Below are 13608 nucleotides of genomic sequence, written 5' to 3' on the forward strand. Positions count from 1 at the left end.
TCTTCGACCGTACGACCAGATACTTCAGTGACTCAAATAAACCTGCCGATGGCTGCCATCGGATTTCCGATGGCAGCACACGGACCGCGGCCCCGGCCCGATGGCGGCCGGGAGTGCGGCCCGGAGCGGCGGGTCAGACGGGTCGGAACGGCCGGGCCGGACGGGTCGGGGCGGCCGGGTCAGAGCGCGGCCAGCCAGGCCGGCGGCCGGGCGAAGGCCGGCTGCCCGGCCAGGCCGGAGCGGTCGGCGCCGTGGGACAGCGTGGCGAGCAGCCGCTCCTGGTCCGCCTCCTTGCGGCGGAGCAGCTCGGCGCGGCCGGTGATCCCGGCGTCCAGGAAGACCCGGACGACCTCGGGGCGGCTGAGGTCCCCGTGCAACGCGGCCAGGTCGACCACCTCCACCAGGTGGGCGGTGACCATCGGCGAGCAGCCCAGGTGGGCGGTCAGCTCCAGCTGTTCGGCGGCGCCCGGGACCACCTGGCGGAACCGCTCGAAAGTGGTGACACCGATGGCCCGGAACTTCTCCGCGTAGGGCTCGAACGGAGCGAGGTCGAGCATGTCGACGGGTTGTTCCGGGAGCCCGACGGCGCACGCGATCTCCCGCCCGTACGCCTCCCCCCGCAGCAGCGCCGCGAAGGACGGGTCGCCCCACAGCTCGCGCCGGTCGGCGGCGGTGGCGACCGCCAGGGCGAGGTGGTCCTCCAGGTCGCCGAGGGACCCGGGCGGCAGGCCCACCTCCTTGACCAGTGCGGCCAGGCAGGCGTAGTCGTAGGCCAGGTCGGGCGAGGGGAAGGAACCGGGCTCGGGCGCGGTCCACCGCCACGGCTCGCCCTCGTCAGTCCGGCTCAGGTGCTCCCGCAGGAGCCGGATCGAGGTCATCAGATTCGCAGCCACCGGCTTCATGTCCGCAGCGAACGACCTGGCCTGGCGGTCATCAGCCCTTCTGGCGATCAGTCGGCTCTGGGTGAGGAGCATCCACACCGAGTCGAGGGCTGTCGTCAGGATCTCGGGCTCGGCCTGTCGCAGCGCGGCCACACGCGGGCCGCTCGCGGCCAGCTCCGTCAGGTAGCAGTTCACTCTCATCGCGGCGCTGCTGTAGAGGGTCCGGAGGTAGATCACCTCCCATCCCCGGTGAACCGGTTGCCCATGGGGCCTGGCCAGGGCCAGCTGTCCGTCCATCAGTTTGGCGAACCGCAGCCGGTTCGCGGCCGTCCCCGGGACGTGCTGGAAGCGCTCGCTCAGGTAGTCGACGCGGGCCAGGCCGTACTCCGGCTCGACCTTGACGGCGCGCCGCAGCAGTTCGACCCGCTTCTGCGCGGTGTCCGTGAGGGTCGGCTCCATCGCGATGACGTGCAGGGCCACGCTCTGCCACTGCTCCGCGCCGCACAGCCCGGGCCGCAGCTCCCGGTGGATGCGGCTGAGCCGGACCAGGATGCAGGCGGCTGCGCCGGTCAGCAGTTGGGCCCGGGCCCGGCCGCCGTCCTCCGCCGCGGCCGCCGGTTCGCCCCCGTCCTCCGCCCCGGCCGCCGGACCGCCCCCGTCCGGCACCTTCACCACAGGGGCGGGCCCCGGCGGTGCCAGGCCGAGGGCCGGCCCGCTGATGAGGACGCAGTCGGCCTGGTGGCTGTTGCGGGTGAGGGTGACCGTCACCCGGTCGGCGTCGACCAGCGTCACCAGCGCCCGCCAGGTCAGGCCCGGCCGGAGGACGTACATGATGCGGGCCGCCGCCGTCGCGATCGCGCCGCCGGGGACGGCCTTGAGGTCCTCGCTGGCCAGCCGGCTGAGCTCGGTGGGCCGGGCGATGCCCAGGCTCGCGGGCTGCCGCGAGCCCAGGGACTGCAGCCGGGCCATCACGTACTCCGACGCGGCGACGTCGCTCTTGCCGTCCGGTCCCTGGGCCTCGACCTGGAGCCGGCGGCTCTGGCCGAGGGCCGTCGCGGTGGCGGTGAGCCCGAGGAGGGCGAGCGCGATGTCCGCGACGATCAGCCGCTCGCGCTCCCCCCAGGAGAAGAAGCAGCTCGTCAGCACGGCCCACAGGAGCAGCAGGGTCCAGAAGGTCAGCGCGGAGATGCCGGGGCCGGGCCGGTGCGGCCACCGCCCCGGCGGCCAGCGCTTGGCCAGGACGGCCAGCAGGACCCCGGGCAGGACCAGGACGAGGGGAAAGGCCCAGGTCAGCCAGGGTCCGTCGCCGACCACCTGGTACATCGGCTGGAGCGGCAGGAAGACCGCCACCGCCAACAGGGAGAACCCGCCGACGGCCGTCCACGCGCGTCTGCCGGTCTGCCCCCAGGCCTCGGACTCGCACGGCACCAGGTAGCGGGTGAGCAGGGCGCTGAGGGCGACGAGGACGAGGAGGGCGATCGCCCCGGGGAGGACGAGCTGGGCGATCGGCTTCACCCAGTCCGCGTAGAACGCGTCCCACCTGGTCATTTCGATGGCCAGCACCGATGTGGGCCGGTCGGCTAAGCCCGTCATCGCACGTACCTCGGTCCGGCGCGGGACCCCTGCCTCCCACGCTAGGCCGTCCGCGAACGGCTGTACACCGCTCGCGCCGGTCCCTGCGGCCGGTGCCTGGGGTCGGTGCCGGCGGCCGGTGCCTGGGGTCAGTGCCGGCCGACCTCGCGGGTGAGTTCCAGGCCCAGGACGCGGTCCAGGGCCGCGAAGGTCTCGAACCGGGCGCCGTCCTCCAGCCCGTTGGCCGCCCGGACGCGGTGCAGCAGGGCGAGGGCGGCCGGGGTGTCCAGATCACCGGTGAAGGCGGCCGCGGCCTGCCGCCGGATGTCGTCCGGGACGGGCTTCGAGGGTGCCCAGGCCCAGTCGGTGACGTGGCGGCGCCAGTCCCGCAGGGTGGCGGCGGCCTCGTCCAGCGCGCGCGGCCCGGTGCCGGCCGGCTCGCGGTAGGGGTGGGAGAGCAGGGCCAGCCGCACCGCCGTCGGCTCGACGGCACCGGCGCCGAGGCCCTCCACCAGCGCGTTCCCGTCACCGAGCCCGTCCGCCGACGTGTCCCCGGGGCCCGTCCCGGCGGGGCCCACCGCGAGCCACACGCCCCCGACGGCGTCGGACCGGTCGGCGCCGGCCGCGATCAGCTGGGCGTCCGGCGGCCCGCCGAGCGCCTCTCCGGGGTCTGCCGAGGTCCCCGGATCCCCGGGGGCGACGACGGCGACGGGGGGATGGATGCCGAGGGCCGCGGCGGCGCGGTCGAAGGCGGCGGCCCGGCCCGGGTCGGGCACCGGCAGGACGAGGACGCGCAGGACCTGGAGGCCCTCGATCTCCGCGACGCGCTGCAGCACGTCGCCGACCAGCGCGGCCCGCAGGTCCCCCGGCCCGGCCCGGCCGCCGGGGGCCGCGAGCCGGACGCAGGCCCGGAGCAGCATCCGGCGGCCGGGCGGGATCCCGGTGCTCCGCCCGGTGCGCGCGTCGAGCACGCTCAGCGCGGGGCGCCGGCGGCCCCCGTCCTCCCGGCCGACCGGTTCCGGGCGCAGCGCCGGTCCGTCCTCGAACGCCGCCGGGCCGTTCACCGCACCCGGGGGGAAGCCCTGTTCGTCCGCCACTCGGCCACACCTCCTCGGCGAGGCCATCCTCCCCGCTCGGCTGCGGCCCCGCCACCGGCGGCCCCGCTGTGTGCGGGGCCGCCGGCGCGGTTCAGTCGCGCCCGCCGCGCTCCGCCCAGGCCGAGCCCGGCCGCAGGCACGCCACCCAGGTCAGCGCGGAGCAGAGCAGGTACGCCACCAGGAAGCCGAGGTAGGCGGCGTCGCCGTTGTGGCTGGCCAGGAACGACTGCCGGAACGCCAGGTTGACCAGCACCCCGCCGAACGCGCCCACCGCACCGGCCAGGCCGATCAGGGCCGTCGCCCGCCGGCGCGAGTCCGACTCGGCCGCCGCCGGATCGGCGCCGCCCTGCACGGCGGCCCGCGCCTTGGCCTGGAAGTGGGCCGGGATCATCTTGTACGTCGAGCCGTTCCCGATCCCGCTCAGCACGAACAGCACGACGAAGCCCGTGAGGAAGAGCGGCAGCGATCCGGCCCGGGAGGCGGCCAGGACGGCGCCCGTACCGGCGCCCATCGCGACGAAGGTGACCAGGGTGACCACGGCCCCGCCCCAGCGGTCGGCCAGCCGCCCGCCCAGCGGCCGGGCCAGCGAGCCCAGCAGCGGTCCGAGGAAGGTCAGCGCGGCGGCCTTCACCGGTGTGTCGAAGCGGTCGTGGAACTGCACCTGGAGCACCTGCCCGAAGGCGAAGCCGAACCCGATGAACGAGCCGAACGTCCCCACGTACAGGGTGGACATCACCCAGCTGTAGCGGTCCCGGACCACCTCGCCCAGCGCCCGGCCCGCGCCGCGCGGCGGGGCCGCCAGGTTGTCCATCCGCCACCACGCGCCGGCCGCGGCCGCCACGATCAGCGGCAGGTAGAGCAGCGGCAGCAGCCGGGGGTGCGCCGCGCCCGCGGTGGCGAGCACCAGCAGTCCGAGCAGTTGCACCGCCGGGACGCCGAGGTTGCCGCCGCCGGCGTTGACGCCGAGCGCCCAGCCCTTGAGGCGGTGCGGGTAGAAGGCGTTGATGTTGGCCATCGAGGAGGCGAAGTTGCCGCCGCCGACCCCGGCGACGCAGGCCACCGCGAGCAGGGTGCCGTACGAGACGCCCGGGGTGAGCACCAGCGCGGCCAGCGCGGTGGGGACGAGCAGCAGCAGGGCGCTGAACACCGTCCAGTTCCGCCCGCCGAACCTGGCCACCGCGAAGGTGTAGGGCAGGCGCAGCAGGGCGCCGAGCGCCGTGGGGAGCGCGGTCAGGGTGAACTTGCCGGCGGTGTCGATGTGGTACTGCGGCCCGAGGAAGAGCACCAGGACCGACCAGAGGCTCCAGACCGAGAAGCCGATGTGCTCGGAGAGCACCGAGAACACCAGGTTGCGCCGGGCGATCCGGGCGCCGGCCTCCTCCCAGAAGGCCTCGTCCTCCGGGTCCCAGGGGGTGAGCGGACCCGCTCCGGCTCTGCCGCCGGGCCGCCGGGTGTCGGATCCCTTCGTGTCGAGGACGGCGCTCATGCCCGCTCACCCGCCCGCACGCCCGCGGGGGTGGCGGCCGGCCGGCCCGCCGCGGCGGCTGCCCGCCCGCCCGTGGCCGGGGCGACCCGGACGGGCCACAGCCGCAGCACCGCCGGGCTGCCGTCGGGGGCGGTGTCCTCGTCGAGGCAGCGCCCGTCGCGCAGGTCGAAGGCCTGCTTGTACATCGGGGAGACCAGGGTGGGGCTCTCGCCGCGGCTGCCGAGCAGGCCGCGCGAGAGGACGTACGCGCCGCTGAACGGGTCGCGGTTGGCGACGGCGTGCAGGCCGCCGGTCCGGTCGCGGAAGACGGCCACCTGCTCGCCGTCCAGCAGCACGGCCACGCCGCGTCCCGGTTCGAGGTCTTCGAGGGGGCAGACGGGCTGCCAGCGCGCGCCGTCGTGGATCTGTACGTTCACGAGGTGACCACCTCCAGTCGGGGCCCGGCCACCATGACCGGGGTGGTTGCGGTGAGGATGCGCCCGTTCTCGCCGGGGCGGGCGGGCCGGATCTGGCCCCGTTCGGGGACGAAGGTCACGGCCGGGTCGGGGGTGCCGGGGGCGTTGACGAAGGACGCGAAGCGGCGCAGCCGGTCGGGGTCGGCCAGGGTGGCCGCCCATTCGTCCTGGTAGACGCCGACATGGCGCTCCATCAGGGCGTCCAGCTCGGCGGCGATGCCGAGCGAGTCGTCGAGCACCACGGCGCGCAGGTGGTCCAGACCGCCTTCGAGCCGGTCCAGCCAGACCGAGGTGCGCTCCAGCCGGTCGGCGGTGCGGATGTAGAACATCAGGTAGCGGTCGATGGTACGGATCAACGTCTCTCGGTCCAGGTCGGCGGCGAGCAGGTCGGCATGGCGGGGCGTCATTCCGCCGTTGCCGCCGACGTAGAGGTTCCAGCCCGCGGAGGTGGCGATCACCCCGAAGTCCTTGCTCTGCGCCTCGGCGCACTCGCGGGCGCAGCCGGAGACCGCCGACTTGAGCTTGTGCGGGGAGCGCAGGCCCCGGTAGCGCAGCTCGAGTTCGATCGCGAGGGCGACGGAGTCCTGCACACCGTAGCGGCACCAGGTCTCCCCGACACAGGACTTCACGGTGCGCAGCGCCTTTCCGTAGGCGTGCCCGGACTCGAACCCGGCGTCCACCAGCCGCTGCCAGATGACCGGGAGCTGGTCGACGCTGGCGCCGAACAGGTCGATCCGCTGGCCGCCGGTGATCTTCGTGTAGAGGCCGTGGTCGCGGGCGATCTCGCCGATCGTGATCAGCCCGTCGGGGGTGATCTCGCCGCCGGGGATCCGCGGCACCACCGAGTAGGAGCCGTTGCGCTGCAGGTTGGCGAGGAAGTGGTCGTTGGTGTCCTGGAGCGCGGCCTGTTCGCCGTCCAGGATGTGGCCGCCGCCCAGGCTCGCCAGGATCGAGGCGACGACCGGCTTGCAGACGTCGCAGCCCGCGCCGCGGCCGTGGCGGTCCAGCAGGTCGGAGAACCCGGTGATGCCGGTGACCCGGACGATCTCGTACAACTCGGCGCGGCCGTACGAGAAGTGCTCGCACAGGCCGGTGGGCGGGGCCGTGCCGCCGGCCGCCAGCTCCTCGGTGACCACGGTGGTCAGCTGCTTGAGGCAGCTGCCGCAGCCGGAGCCCGCCCGGGTGCACTTCTTGACCGCCGCGACGCCGTCGCAGCCCTGGTCGCGGACGGCGGCGCGGACGGCGCCCTGGGTGACGTTGTGGCAGGAGCAGAGCACCGCCTCGTCGGGCAGTGCCACCGCGGCCGCGCCGCCGAACCCGGCGGGCAGGACGAGGCGTTCGGGCGCCTCGGTCAGCGGCTTCCCGCTCGCGGCGAGCGGGCGCAGGGTGCCGTACGCGTCGGTGTCGCCGACCAGGACCCCGCCGAGCAGCGCACCGTCGGAGCCGATCACCAGCTTGCGGTACACGCCGCGCCGGCTGTCGCTGTACAGGACGTCGAGGGCGCCTTCGGCGGTGCCGTGCGGGTCGCCGAAGCTGGCCACGTCGACGCCGAGGAGCTTCAGCTTGGTGGAGGTGTCGGCGCCGGTGAACCCCCGGTCGCTCCGGCCGGCGAGCTCGCGGGCGGCGGTCTCGGCCATCTGGTAGCCGGGGCCGACCAGGCCGTACACCCGGCCGTCGGCGGCCTGGGCGCACTCGCCGATGGCCAGGACCGCCTCGTCGGCGGTGCGGCAGCGCTCGTCGACGACGATGCCGCCGCGGACGCCGACCGGCAGGCCGCAGTCCCGGGCGAGTTGGTCGCGCGGCCGGATGCCGGCGGAGAACACCACCAGGTCGGCCGGGAGTTCGGCGCCGCCGGCGAGGGCCAGGGCGCGGACCCGGCCGTCCTCGGTGGTCGCGACGGCCTGGGCGGCGGCGCCGGTGTGGACGCTCACGCCGAGGTCCTCGATCTTGCGGCGGAGCAGGGCGCCGCCGCCCTCGTCGACCTGGACGGCCATCAGCCGGGGGGCGAACTCGACCACGTGGGTGCGCAGGCCCATCGCGCGCAGCGCGCCGGCGGCCTCCAGGCCGAGCAGGCCGCCGCCGACCACCACGCCGGTCGCGGCCTGCGCCTCGGCGGCGGTCCCCGTCGCGTCGGCGGCGCTCCCCGTCGAGTCGGCGGCCTGCGCCGCGGCGGCGGCCCGGTCGGCGTCGGCCCGGATCGCGGCGAGGTCCTCGACGGTGCGGTAGACGTGGCAGCCGGCGGCGTCGTGCCCGGGGACGGGCGGCACGAACGGCGCCGAACCGGTGGCCAGCACCAGCGCGTCGTAGCGCAGCCGGTGCCCGGAGCGGGTGGTGACCGTGCGTGCGGCGCGGTCGACGGCGGTGACCGGGTCGCCGAGCCGCAGGTCGATGCCGTGCTCGGCGAGGAATCCGGGCGGGCAGAGCGAGAGGTCCTCGGCGGTGCGGCCGTCGAACAGCGAGCTCAGGTGGACCCGGTCGTAGGCGGGACGCGGCTCCTCGGCGAGGACGGTGACCCGCCAGGCCGTCGCGCCGGGCTGTTCCACCCACGCCTCCAGGAAGCGCTGTCCTACCATGCCGTGCCCGACGAGGACGAGGTCCCGGGGGCGGTCGTGCGTCCGCGGCGTCATCGCGTTGCTCCTCCAGTGCTGGGTGGTGCCGGTGATCGGGTGCCGGTGATCGGGTGCGGGGCACCGGGGTTCGGGTTCGAGGCCGGGTTCGGGTTCGAGGCCGGGTTCGGGGGCGCCGGGGTTCGGGCCGGGTGGCGGCGGGTCAGATGCGGTGGGTACCGGTGGTCGTCGTCGCGGTGGTCGTCGTGCTGGTCGTCGCGGTCGTCGTCACGGTCGCCGTCATGCCGAGGACCTTCCCCGGCCGCCGTTTCCACCCGGTGTCCCTCGTGTTGCGCACGCGGTACGCCTCGCTCACTCCCCCACCCGGACGGGGTGCGCCGCCCGACATCGGCCGTAACAGGGCAGGAGGTTTCGCTAACCGGCAGGTGACCGGCGGGCAACGCGGCCGTAACGCCGACCCCGCACGCTTCCGCCCATGGCAACAACCACCCAGCCCGGCCCGCTGACCGGCTTCACCATCGGCGTGACCGCCGCGCGTCGCCGCGACGAACTGACCGCGTTGCTCAGTCGGCGCGGCGCCCAGGTGGTCGAGGCCCCCGTGCTCCGCATCGTGCCGCTCTCCGACGACCTCGCCCTGCGCCAGGCCACCGAACGCTGCCTGGCCGCCCCGCTGGACTACGTGGTCGCCACCACGGGCGTCGGCTGGCGCGGCTGGATGAGCGCGGCGGACGGCTGGGGCCGGGGCGCCGCCCTCTCCGAGGCGTTCCGGCAGGCGGTGGTGCTCAGCCGCGGCCCCAAGGCGACCGGCGCGGTCCGGGCCAGCGGCCTCGGTGAGGGCTTCTCCCCCGGATCGGAGGCCACCGACGAACTGCTCACCTGGCTGCTGGCCCGCCCGCTGGTCGGCCGCCGGATCGCCGTCCAGGAGCACGGGGTGCGCCTGGAGGCCTTCGCGGCGGCGCTGCGCGAGCGCGGCGCGGAGGTCATCTCCGTCCCGGTCTACCGCTGGCTCCCGCCGGAGGACCTGGCCCCGGTCCGGCGGCTGGTCGAGCAGACCGTCCGGCGGCAGGTCCACGCGCTGACCTTCACCAGTGCACCGGCGATCACCGCCTTCCTGGCGACCGCCGAGGCCGAGGGCCTGCGCGAGGCGCTGCTCGACGCGCTGCGCGCCGACGTCCTGCCGGTCTGCGTCGGCACGCTGTGCGCACGCCCGCTCGCCGAGCTCGGCCTGCCCGCGGTGTTCCCCGAACGCGGCCGACTGGGCTCCCTGGTCCGGCTGCTCGCCGAGACCCTGCCCGGCCGCGGCCGGCGCGAACTCGCCCTGACCGGAACGGTCCTGACCCTGCAGGGCAACGCCGTCCTGGTCGACGGCGAGAGCCACTGGCTCAGCCCGCGCGGCGCCGCCGTGCTGCGCGCCCTCGCCGAACACCCGGGCCGGGTGCTCAGCCGGGCGGACCTGCTGCGCACGGTCTGGGTCGACGCGGAGGCGGACGAGCACGCCGTCGAGGCCGCGGTCGGCCGCCTGCGCGCCGCGCTCGGACCGCACGGCCGCCTGATCCGGACGGTGCCCAAGCGCGGCTACCGGCTGGCGGCGGGCTGATGGCCGCCGACACCGTGCTGCTCGCCGTGGCCCACGGCAGCCGGGACCGGCAGGGGGTGGCCGCGACCCGGGCGCTGCTGGCACGGGTGCGCGCACTGCGACCGGACCTTCAGGTGCGCTGCTGCTTCCTCGATCTGGCCCTGCCCTCGCTGCCGCAGGCCCTGGCCGATCAGGCCGACGCCGGGGAGGAGGTGGTGCTGGTACCGCTGCTGCTCGGCGCCGGGTACCACCTGCGGGTGGACATCCCGGCCGCGCTCGCCGATGTGCACGCCCCGGTCCGCCTCGCCCCCGCGCTGGGCCCCCATCCGCTGCTGGCCGCCGTGCTCGCGGACCGCCTCGCCGAGGCAGGCCGCCCGCCCGGCGCGGGACCGGTGGTCCTGGCCGCCGCCGGATCCTCCGACCCCGCCGCCAACGCGGACACCCGCCGGACGGCCCAACTCCTCGCCCGCCGCCTCGGCGACGGCCGGCCCGTCGTCCCCGCCTTCCTGTCCGCGGCCGGGCCGACTCCCGCCGAGGCCGTCGCGGCCCTGCACGCCGCCGGCCACCGGGACGTCGCCGTCGCCACCCACCTGCTGGGCCCCGGCTTCTTCGCCCGCCGCGCCGCCGACACCGGCGCCCGCTGGACCTCCGCGCCGCTCGGCACCCACGACGCCCTCGCCCGGCTGGTCGCCCTCCGCCACGACGCGGCTGTCGGCACCACGGCCCTTCGCACCGCGGCCCTTCGGTAGTCGCGCCCTTCGGTAGTCGCGCCCTTCGGTAGTCGCGCCCTTCGGTAGTCGCGCCCTTCGGTAGTCGCGCCTGCCGGGGGTGGCGGCCGCCGGGGTGGCGGCCCCGCTCACCAGGTGCGGGCCGTCGCCACCAGCCGGTCCCGGACCAGGCCCACGTGCGGATTGGCGGCGACGCCCGGCCGCTGGACGAGGTAGCCGGTGTTGATCGGCGGGTCCTCGGGTTCGTGCAGGGCCACGAGCGCGCCGGAGGCCAGCTCCTCCCCGCACAGGTACCGGGGCAGCACGCTGAACCCGGCGCCCGCCGTGAGCGCGGCCAGCACGCCGCGCAGGTCGGGGACGGTGACGGCGGCCCGGCAGGTGAGGCGCCGCCCGAAGACGTGCCGCCAGTACCGGCGGGCGATCGGCAGATCCTCCGCGTAGACGACCAGCGGGACGCCGTGCAGCGACTCCAGCAGCGCCGCGGGGCCGCGCCCGGGTGCGCCGATCCGCTCCGCCCAGCCGGGTGCGGCGACCAGCACGAACTCCTCGTCCATCAGCGGCACGGCGGACAGCGTCCGGCCGCGCGGCCGGGTGGTCGCGAGCACCAGGTCGTGCCGACCGGCCCGCAGCTCCTCCAGCAGCGCGTCGGTCAGGCCGGCCGTCACCCGCAGCCGCACCCCGTCCGCGACCAGTGGCGCGAGGGCGGGCAGCACCCGTAGGCAGAGCAGCTCCGCCGGCCCGGCCAGGTGCACGGGCCCAGCCGCGCCGCCGACCCCGTCGACCCCGCGCCCGGTGACGGCGGCGAGGGCGTCCAGCGGCGCCGTGACCCTGGCGGCGAGTTCGTCCGCGTACGCGACGGGGGCCACCCCGCGCGGCAGCCGCTCGAACAGCTCGCGGCCCAACTGGCGCTCCAGCGTCCTGATCTGCGCGGTGACCGTCGGCTGCGACAACCCGATCAGCTGGGCGGCGGCGGTGAAGGAGCCGGCCCGGTGGACGGCGAGGAAGGTGCGCAGCAGGTTCAGGTCCGGCGGGCCGGTGGGCACACCGCCCGGGGCCTCCTCCGGCTCGGACGCCATGACCTCACCCTCCCAGGGGACTGCTGCTGGCGGACACCGACCAGCCTAGTCCCGCCTCAGGCGACGTTCGCCCCGTTGTTGCCGGTCGAGTGCGGATCGCGCGGGGCACGTCGTCTCGCGGGATGCATTCCCACCTGGGCTTCGAGAACCCTCCCGCACTGCCTCATGAGGTCGTGGTCGAGACGTTGGAGCGGGCCCTGCGTGACCGCCCGGGCGAGGGTGACGCGGCGGACGCCCTGGCCGGAATCGCCTTGAGCGACGACGACCGGGAGTTCGTCGCGTTCCATCGGGGTCCCCCCGCAGGGGCGTCGGGAGCGCCCTGCGGCCGGCCGAGAGCCTCTCAGCAGCCACCGACAGGGGGGCGGCGCACCGGGCGGGCGTCGCGGTGCGACGGCGCCCGCCCCGGCGCCGGTGGGCACCGGTGGCGGGGCGGGCGACCGGGCTCGCTCCCCGGGCGCCCGAGCGGTCCGATGAACGGACAGGAGGGTCCGGCTGAGCGGACGAACCCTGTGCCCCCGGTCACTTGTGCCACACCTCACACCGGCCCCGGATCGCAGCCCCGACACCCGGGCTGACCTGCTGGTCTGTCTGCGTACGGACCGCCGTCTGACCGGCGGTAGGGGCTCAGGCTGACGGTGCGCAGGTTGCGAAGGACATGCCGGTTCGCACAGGCTCCCCCCTCGACGGGCTCTCCTCCGCTCCTGCCGCGGACGGAGTCCGTCGGTCTTGAGGGGGGGTAGGAAAGGTGCTCCCACGGCATGACAACCCTGCGCAACAACGCTCGACACCGCCGTACCAAGCCGGCGACCTGGAAGCTGCTCGCCGTCGCCGGACTCACGGCCACGGCCGTGACCGCCGGCGCCGCGACCTGGGCCGTGCAGTCCGAGGCGGCCACCAACCCGGTCACCGTCGACTCGCTCACCATCACGCCCGCCTCGCCCGCGCCGGGCTCGGCCGTGACCGCGACCGCCAAGGTGCACGCGAACAAGCGGCTCAAGCTGCAGAGCCTCACCGTCGCCGTGCGTTCGGCGAGCGGCGCCAACTTCGACTTCCCCGGGGCCGCCGCCACCACGTTGAGCACCCGGGCGACGACCTTCACGCCCCAGAGCCGGACCTTCCCGGCCGGCTCGTACACGTACTTCGTGGCGTACCAGGCCTCCGACGGCTGGCACAACCTGACGCCGGTCCGCGCGTTCACGTCGAGCGGTGGCACGGTGACCCCGACACCCACCCCGACGCCGACCGCCACGCCCACCCCGACCGCCACGCCCACCGCCACCCCGTCGCCGACGGCCACGCCGACTGCCACGCCCACCGCGAGCCCCACCGCCAGCCCCTCGGGCAGCGGCAGCGGCCCGCAGGGCATCGCGGGCAGCTGGCGCCAGGTCTTCGCGGACGAGTTCAACGGCAGCAGCGTCGACAGCGCCAAATGGACGCCCAACTGGTTCGGCTGCCAGACCTGCACCACGCAGCCGGTCAACCCGGACATCGAGCTGGCGGCCTACGCCCCGTCGCAGTCCACCGTCAGCGGCGGCTCGCTGCACCTCAACATCGCCCAGCAGCCGACCACCGTCAACGGCAAGACCTACCCGTACCGTTCCGGCATGGTCTCCTCCAACGGCAAGGCCGAGTTCACCTACGGTGCCTTCGAGGCACGGATCTACCTGCCCGCCGACGGCTCCCAGATCGCCAACTGGCCGGCGTTCTGGGCGGACGGCCACAACTGGCCGGCCGACGGCGAGATGGACATCATGGAGGGCCTGGGCGGCCAGGCCTGCTACCACTACCACTCGCCCTCGGGCGGGCCGGGCGGCTGCGCCACCGGCAACTACAGCGGCTGGCACACCTACGGCGCCGAGTGGAAGGCGGGCTCGGTGACGTACTACTACGACGGCAAGCAGGTCGGCCAGATCACGACGGGCGTGAGCTCCTCGCCGCAGTACCTGATCCTGAACAACGCCGTCTGGTCCGGCGGCGGCCCGTCGGCTACCCCGGCCGACATGCAGGTCGACTACGTGCGGGTCTGGCAGCACTGACCCCCTCGGCGGAGGCGGCCGCCCACCACCGCACCGCCTCCGCCGGGTGCACGTGCACTCTCCTCAGCCGTCGGCCCGCACGTCGGGCCGGCGGCCTCCGAGCGATCGGGCGCCCCGGTGCCCTCGGGGGGCGG

Annotated in this window: 10 protein-coding genes; 3 read left to right on the top strand and 7 right to left on the bottom strand. The window is 75.5% G+C overall.

The features are described 5' to 3' along the window. Positions 1-179: 179 nt before the first annotated feature. The 6 genes from ACFVVX_RS24565 to ACFVVX_RS24590 form a co-directional block, all read right to left on the bottom strand. Entirely contained in the window at positions 180-2474 is a 2295-nt protein-coding gene (locus ACFVVX_RS24565) for a hypothetical protein (RefSeq protein WP_387948752.1), read from the bottom strand. 128 nt (positions 2475-2602) lie between these two features. After that, positions 2603-3550, bottom strand: coding sequence for a hypothetical protein (locus ACFVVX_RS24570; RefSeq protein WP_387948753.1), 948 nt, complete (start codon positions 3548-3550; stop codon positions 2603-2605). A gap of 91 nt (positions 3551-3641) precedes the next feature. Beyond that, positions 3642-5036, bottom strand: coding sequence for a nitrate/nitrite transporter (locus ACFVVX_RS24575; RefSeq protein WP_387948754.1), 1395 nt, complete (start codon positions 5034-5036; stop codon positions 3642-3644). Then, entirely contained in the window at positions 5033-5452 is a 420-nt protein-coding gene (gene nirD, locus ACFVVX_RS24580) for a nitrite reductase small subunit NirD (RefSeq protein WP_387948755.1), read from the bottom strand. Before nirD ends, ACFVVX_RS24575 begins: the two co-directional genes overlap by 4 nt. After that, positions 5449-8118 carry a nitrite reductase large subunit NirB gene (nirB, locus tag ACFVVX_RS24585; protein ID WP_387948756.1) on the bottom strand — a complete coding sequence of 890 codons (2670 nt, stop codon included), beginning with the start codon at positions 8116-8118 and terminating at the stop codon, positions 5449-5451. Before nirB ends, nirD begins: the two co-directional genes overlap by 4 nt. A 142-nt stretch (positions 8119-8260) precedes the next feature. Next, positions 8261-8395 carry a hypothetical protein gene (locus tag ACFVVX_RS24590; RefSeq protein WP_387948757.1) on the bottom strand — a complete coding sequence of 45 codons (135 nt, stop codon included), beginning with the start codon at positions 8393-8395 and terminating at the stop codon, positions 8261-8263. Between the two features lie 138 nt (positions 8396-8533). On the opposite strand from ACFVVX_RS24590, the gene ACFVVX_RS24595 reads away from it, so the two are divergent. Together ACFVVX_RS24595 and ACFVVX_RS24600 are read left to right on the top strand one after the other, a co-directional pair. Further along, a complete protein-coding gene (locus ACFVVX_RS24595) occupies positions 8534-9655 on the top strand; it encodes a uroporphyrinogen-III synthase (protein ID WP_387948758.1) in 1122 nt (373 codons plus the stop codon). Next, positions 9655-10383 (top strand): sirohydrochlorin chelatase, encoded by a 729-nt coding sequence (locus tag ACFVVX_RS24600; RefSeq protein WP_387948759.1) that lies wholly within the window; start codon positions 9655-9657, stop codon positions 10381-10383. The genes ACFVVX_RS24595 and ACFVVX_RS24600 overlap by 1 nt, the downstream gene beginning before the upstream one ends. 107 nt (positions 10384-10490) lie before the next feature. Here the strand turns inward: ACFVVX_RS24600 and ACFVVX_RS24605 are convergent, their stop codons facing one another. Continuing rightward, complete coding sequence (locus tag ACFVVX_RS24605; protein WP_387948760.1) at positions 10491-11438, bottom strand: LysR family transcriptional regulator; 948 nt, start codon at positions 11436-11438, stop codon at positions 10491-10493. 758 nt (positions 11439-12196) lie between these two features. On the opposite strand from ACFVVX_RS24605, the gene ACFVVX_RS24610 reads away from it, so the two are divergent. Then, positions 12197-13474 carry a family 16 glycosylhydrolase gene (locus ACFVVX_RS24610; protein WP_387948761.1) on the top strand — a complete coding sequence of 426 codons (1278 nt, stop codon included), beginning with the start codon at positions 12197-12199 and terminating at the stop codon, positions 13472-13474. Positions 13475-13608 lie beyond the last annotated feature (134 nt).

The sequence above is a fragment of the Kitasatospora sp. NPDC058170 genome (genome assembly GCF_042883905.1).
In the GTDB taxonomy this organism is placed as follows: domain Bacteria; phylum Actinomycetota; class Actinomycetes; order Streptomycetales; family Streptomycetaceae; genus Kitasatospora.

Coding starts and splice junctions, on each gene's coding strand:
- ACFVVX_RS24565 (WP_387948752.1), bottom strand. CDS start 2,474: ATGACGGGCTTAGCCGACCGGCCCACATCGGTGCTGGCCATCGAAATG.
- ACFVVX_RS24575 (WP_387948754.1), bottom strand. CDS start 5,036: ATGAGCGCCGTCCTCGACACGAAGGGATCCGACACCCGGCGGCCCGGC.
- nirB (WP_387948756.1), bottom strand. CDS start 8,118: ATGACGCCGCGGACGCACGACCGCCCCCGGGACCTCGTCCTCGTCGGG.
- ACFVVX_RS24595 (WP_387948758.1), top strand. CDS start 8,534: ATGGCAACAACCACCCAGCCCGGCCCGCTGACCGGCTTCACCATCGGC.
- ACFVVX_RS24600 (WP_387948759.1), top strand. CDS start 9,655: ATGGCCGCCGACACCGTGCTGCTCGCCGTGGCCCACGGCAGCCGGGAC.
- ACFVVX_RS24605 (WP_387948760.1), bottom strand. CDS start 11,438: ATGGCGTCCGAGCCGGAGGAGGCCCCGGGCGGTGTGCCCACCGGCCCG.
- ACFVVX_RS24610 (WP_387948761.1), top strand. CDS start 12,197: ATGACAACCCTGCGCAACAACGCTCGACACCGCCGTACCAAGCCGGCG.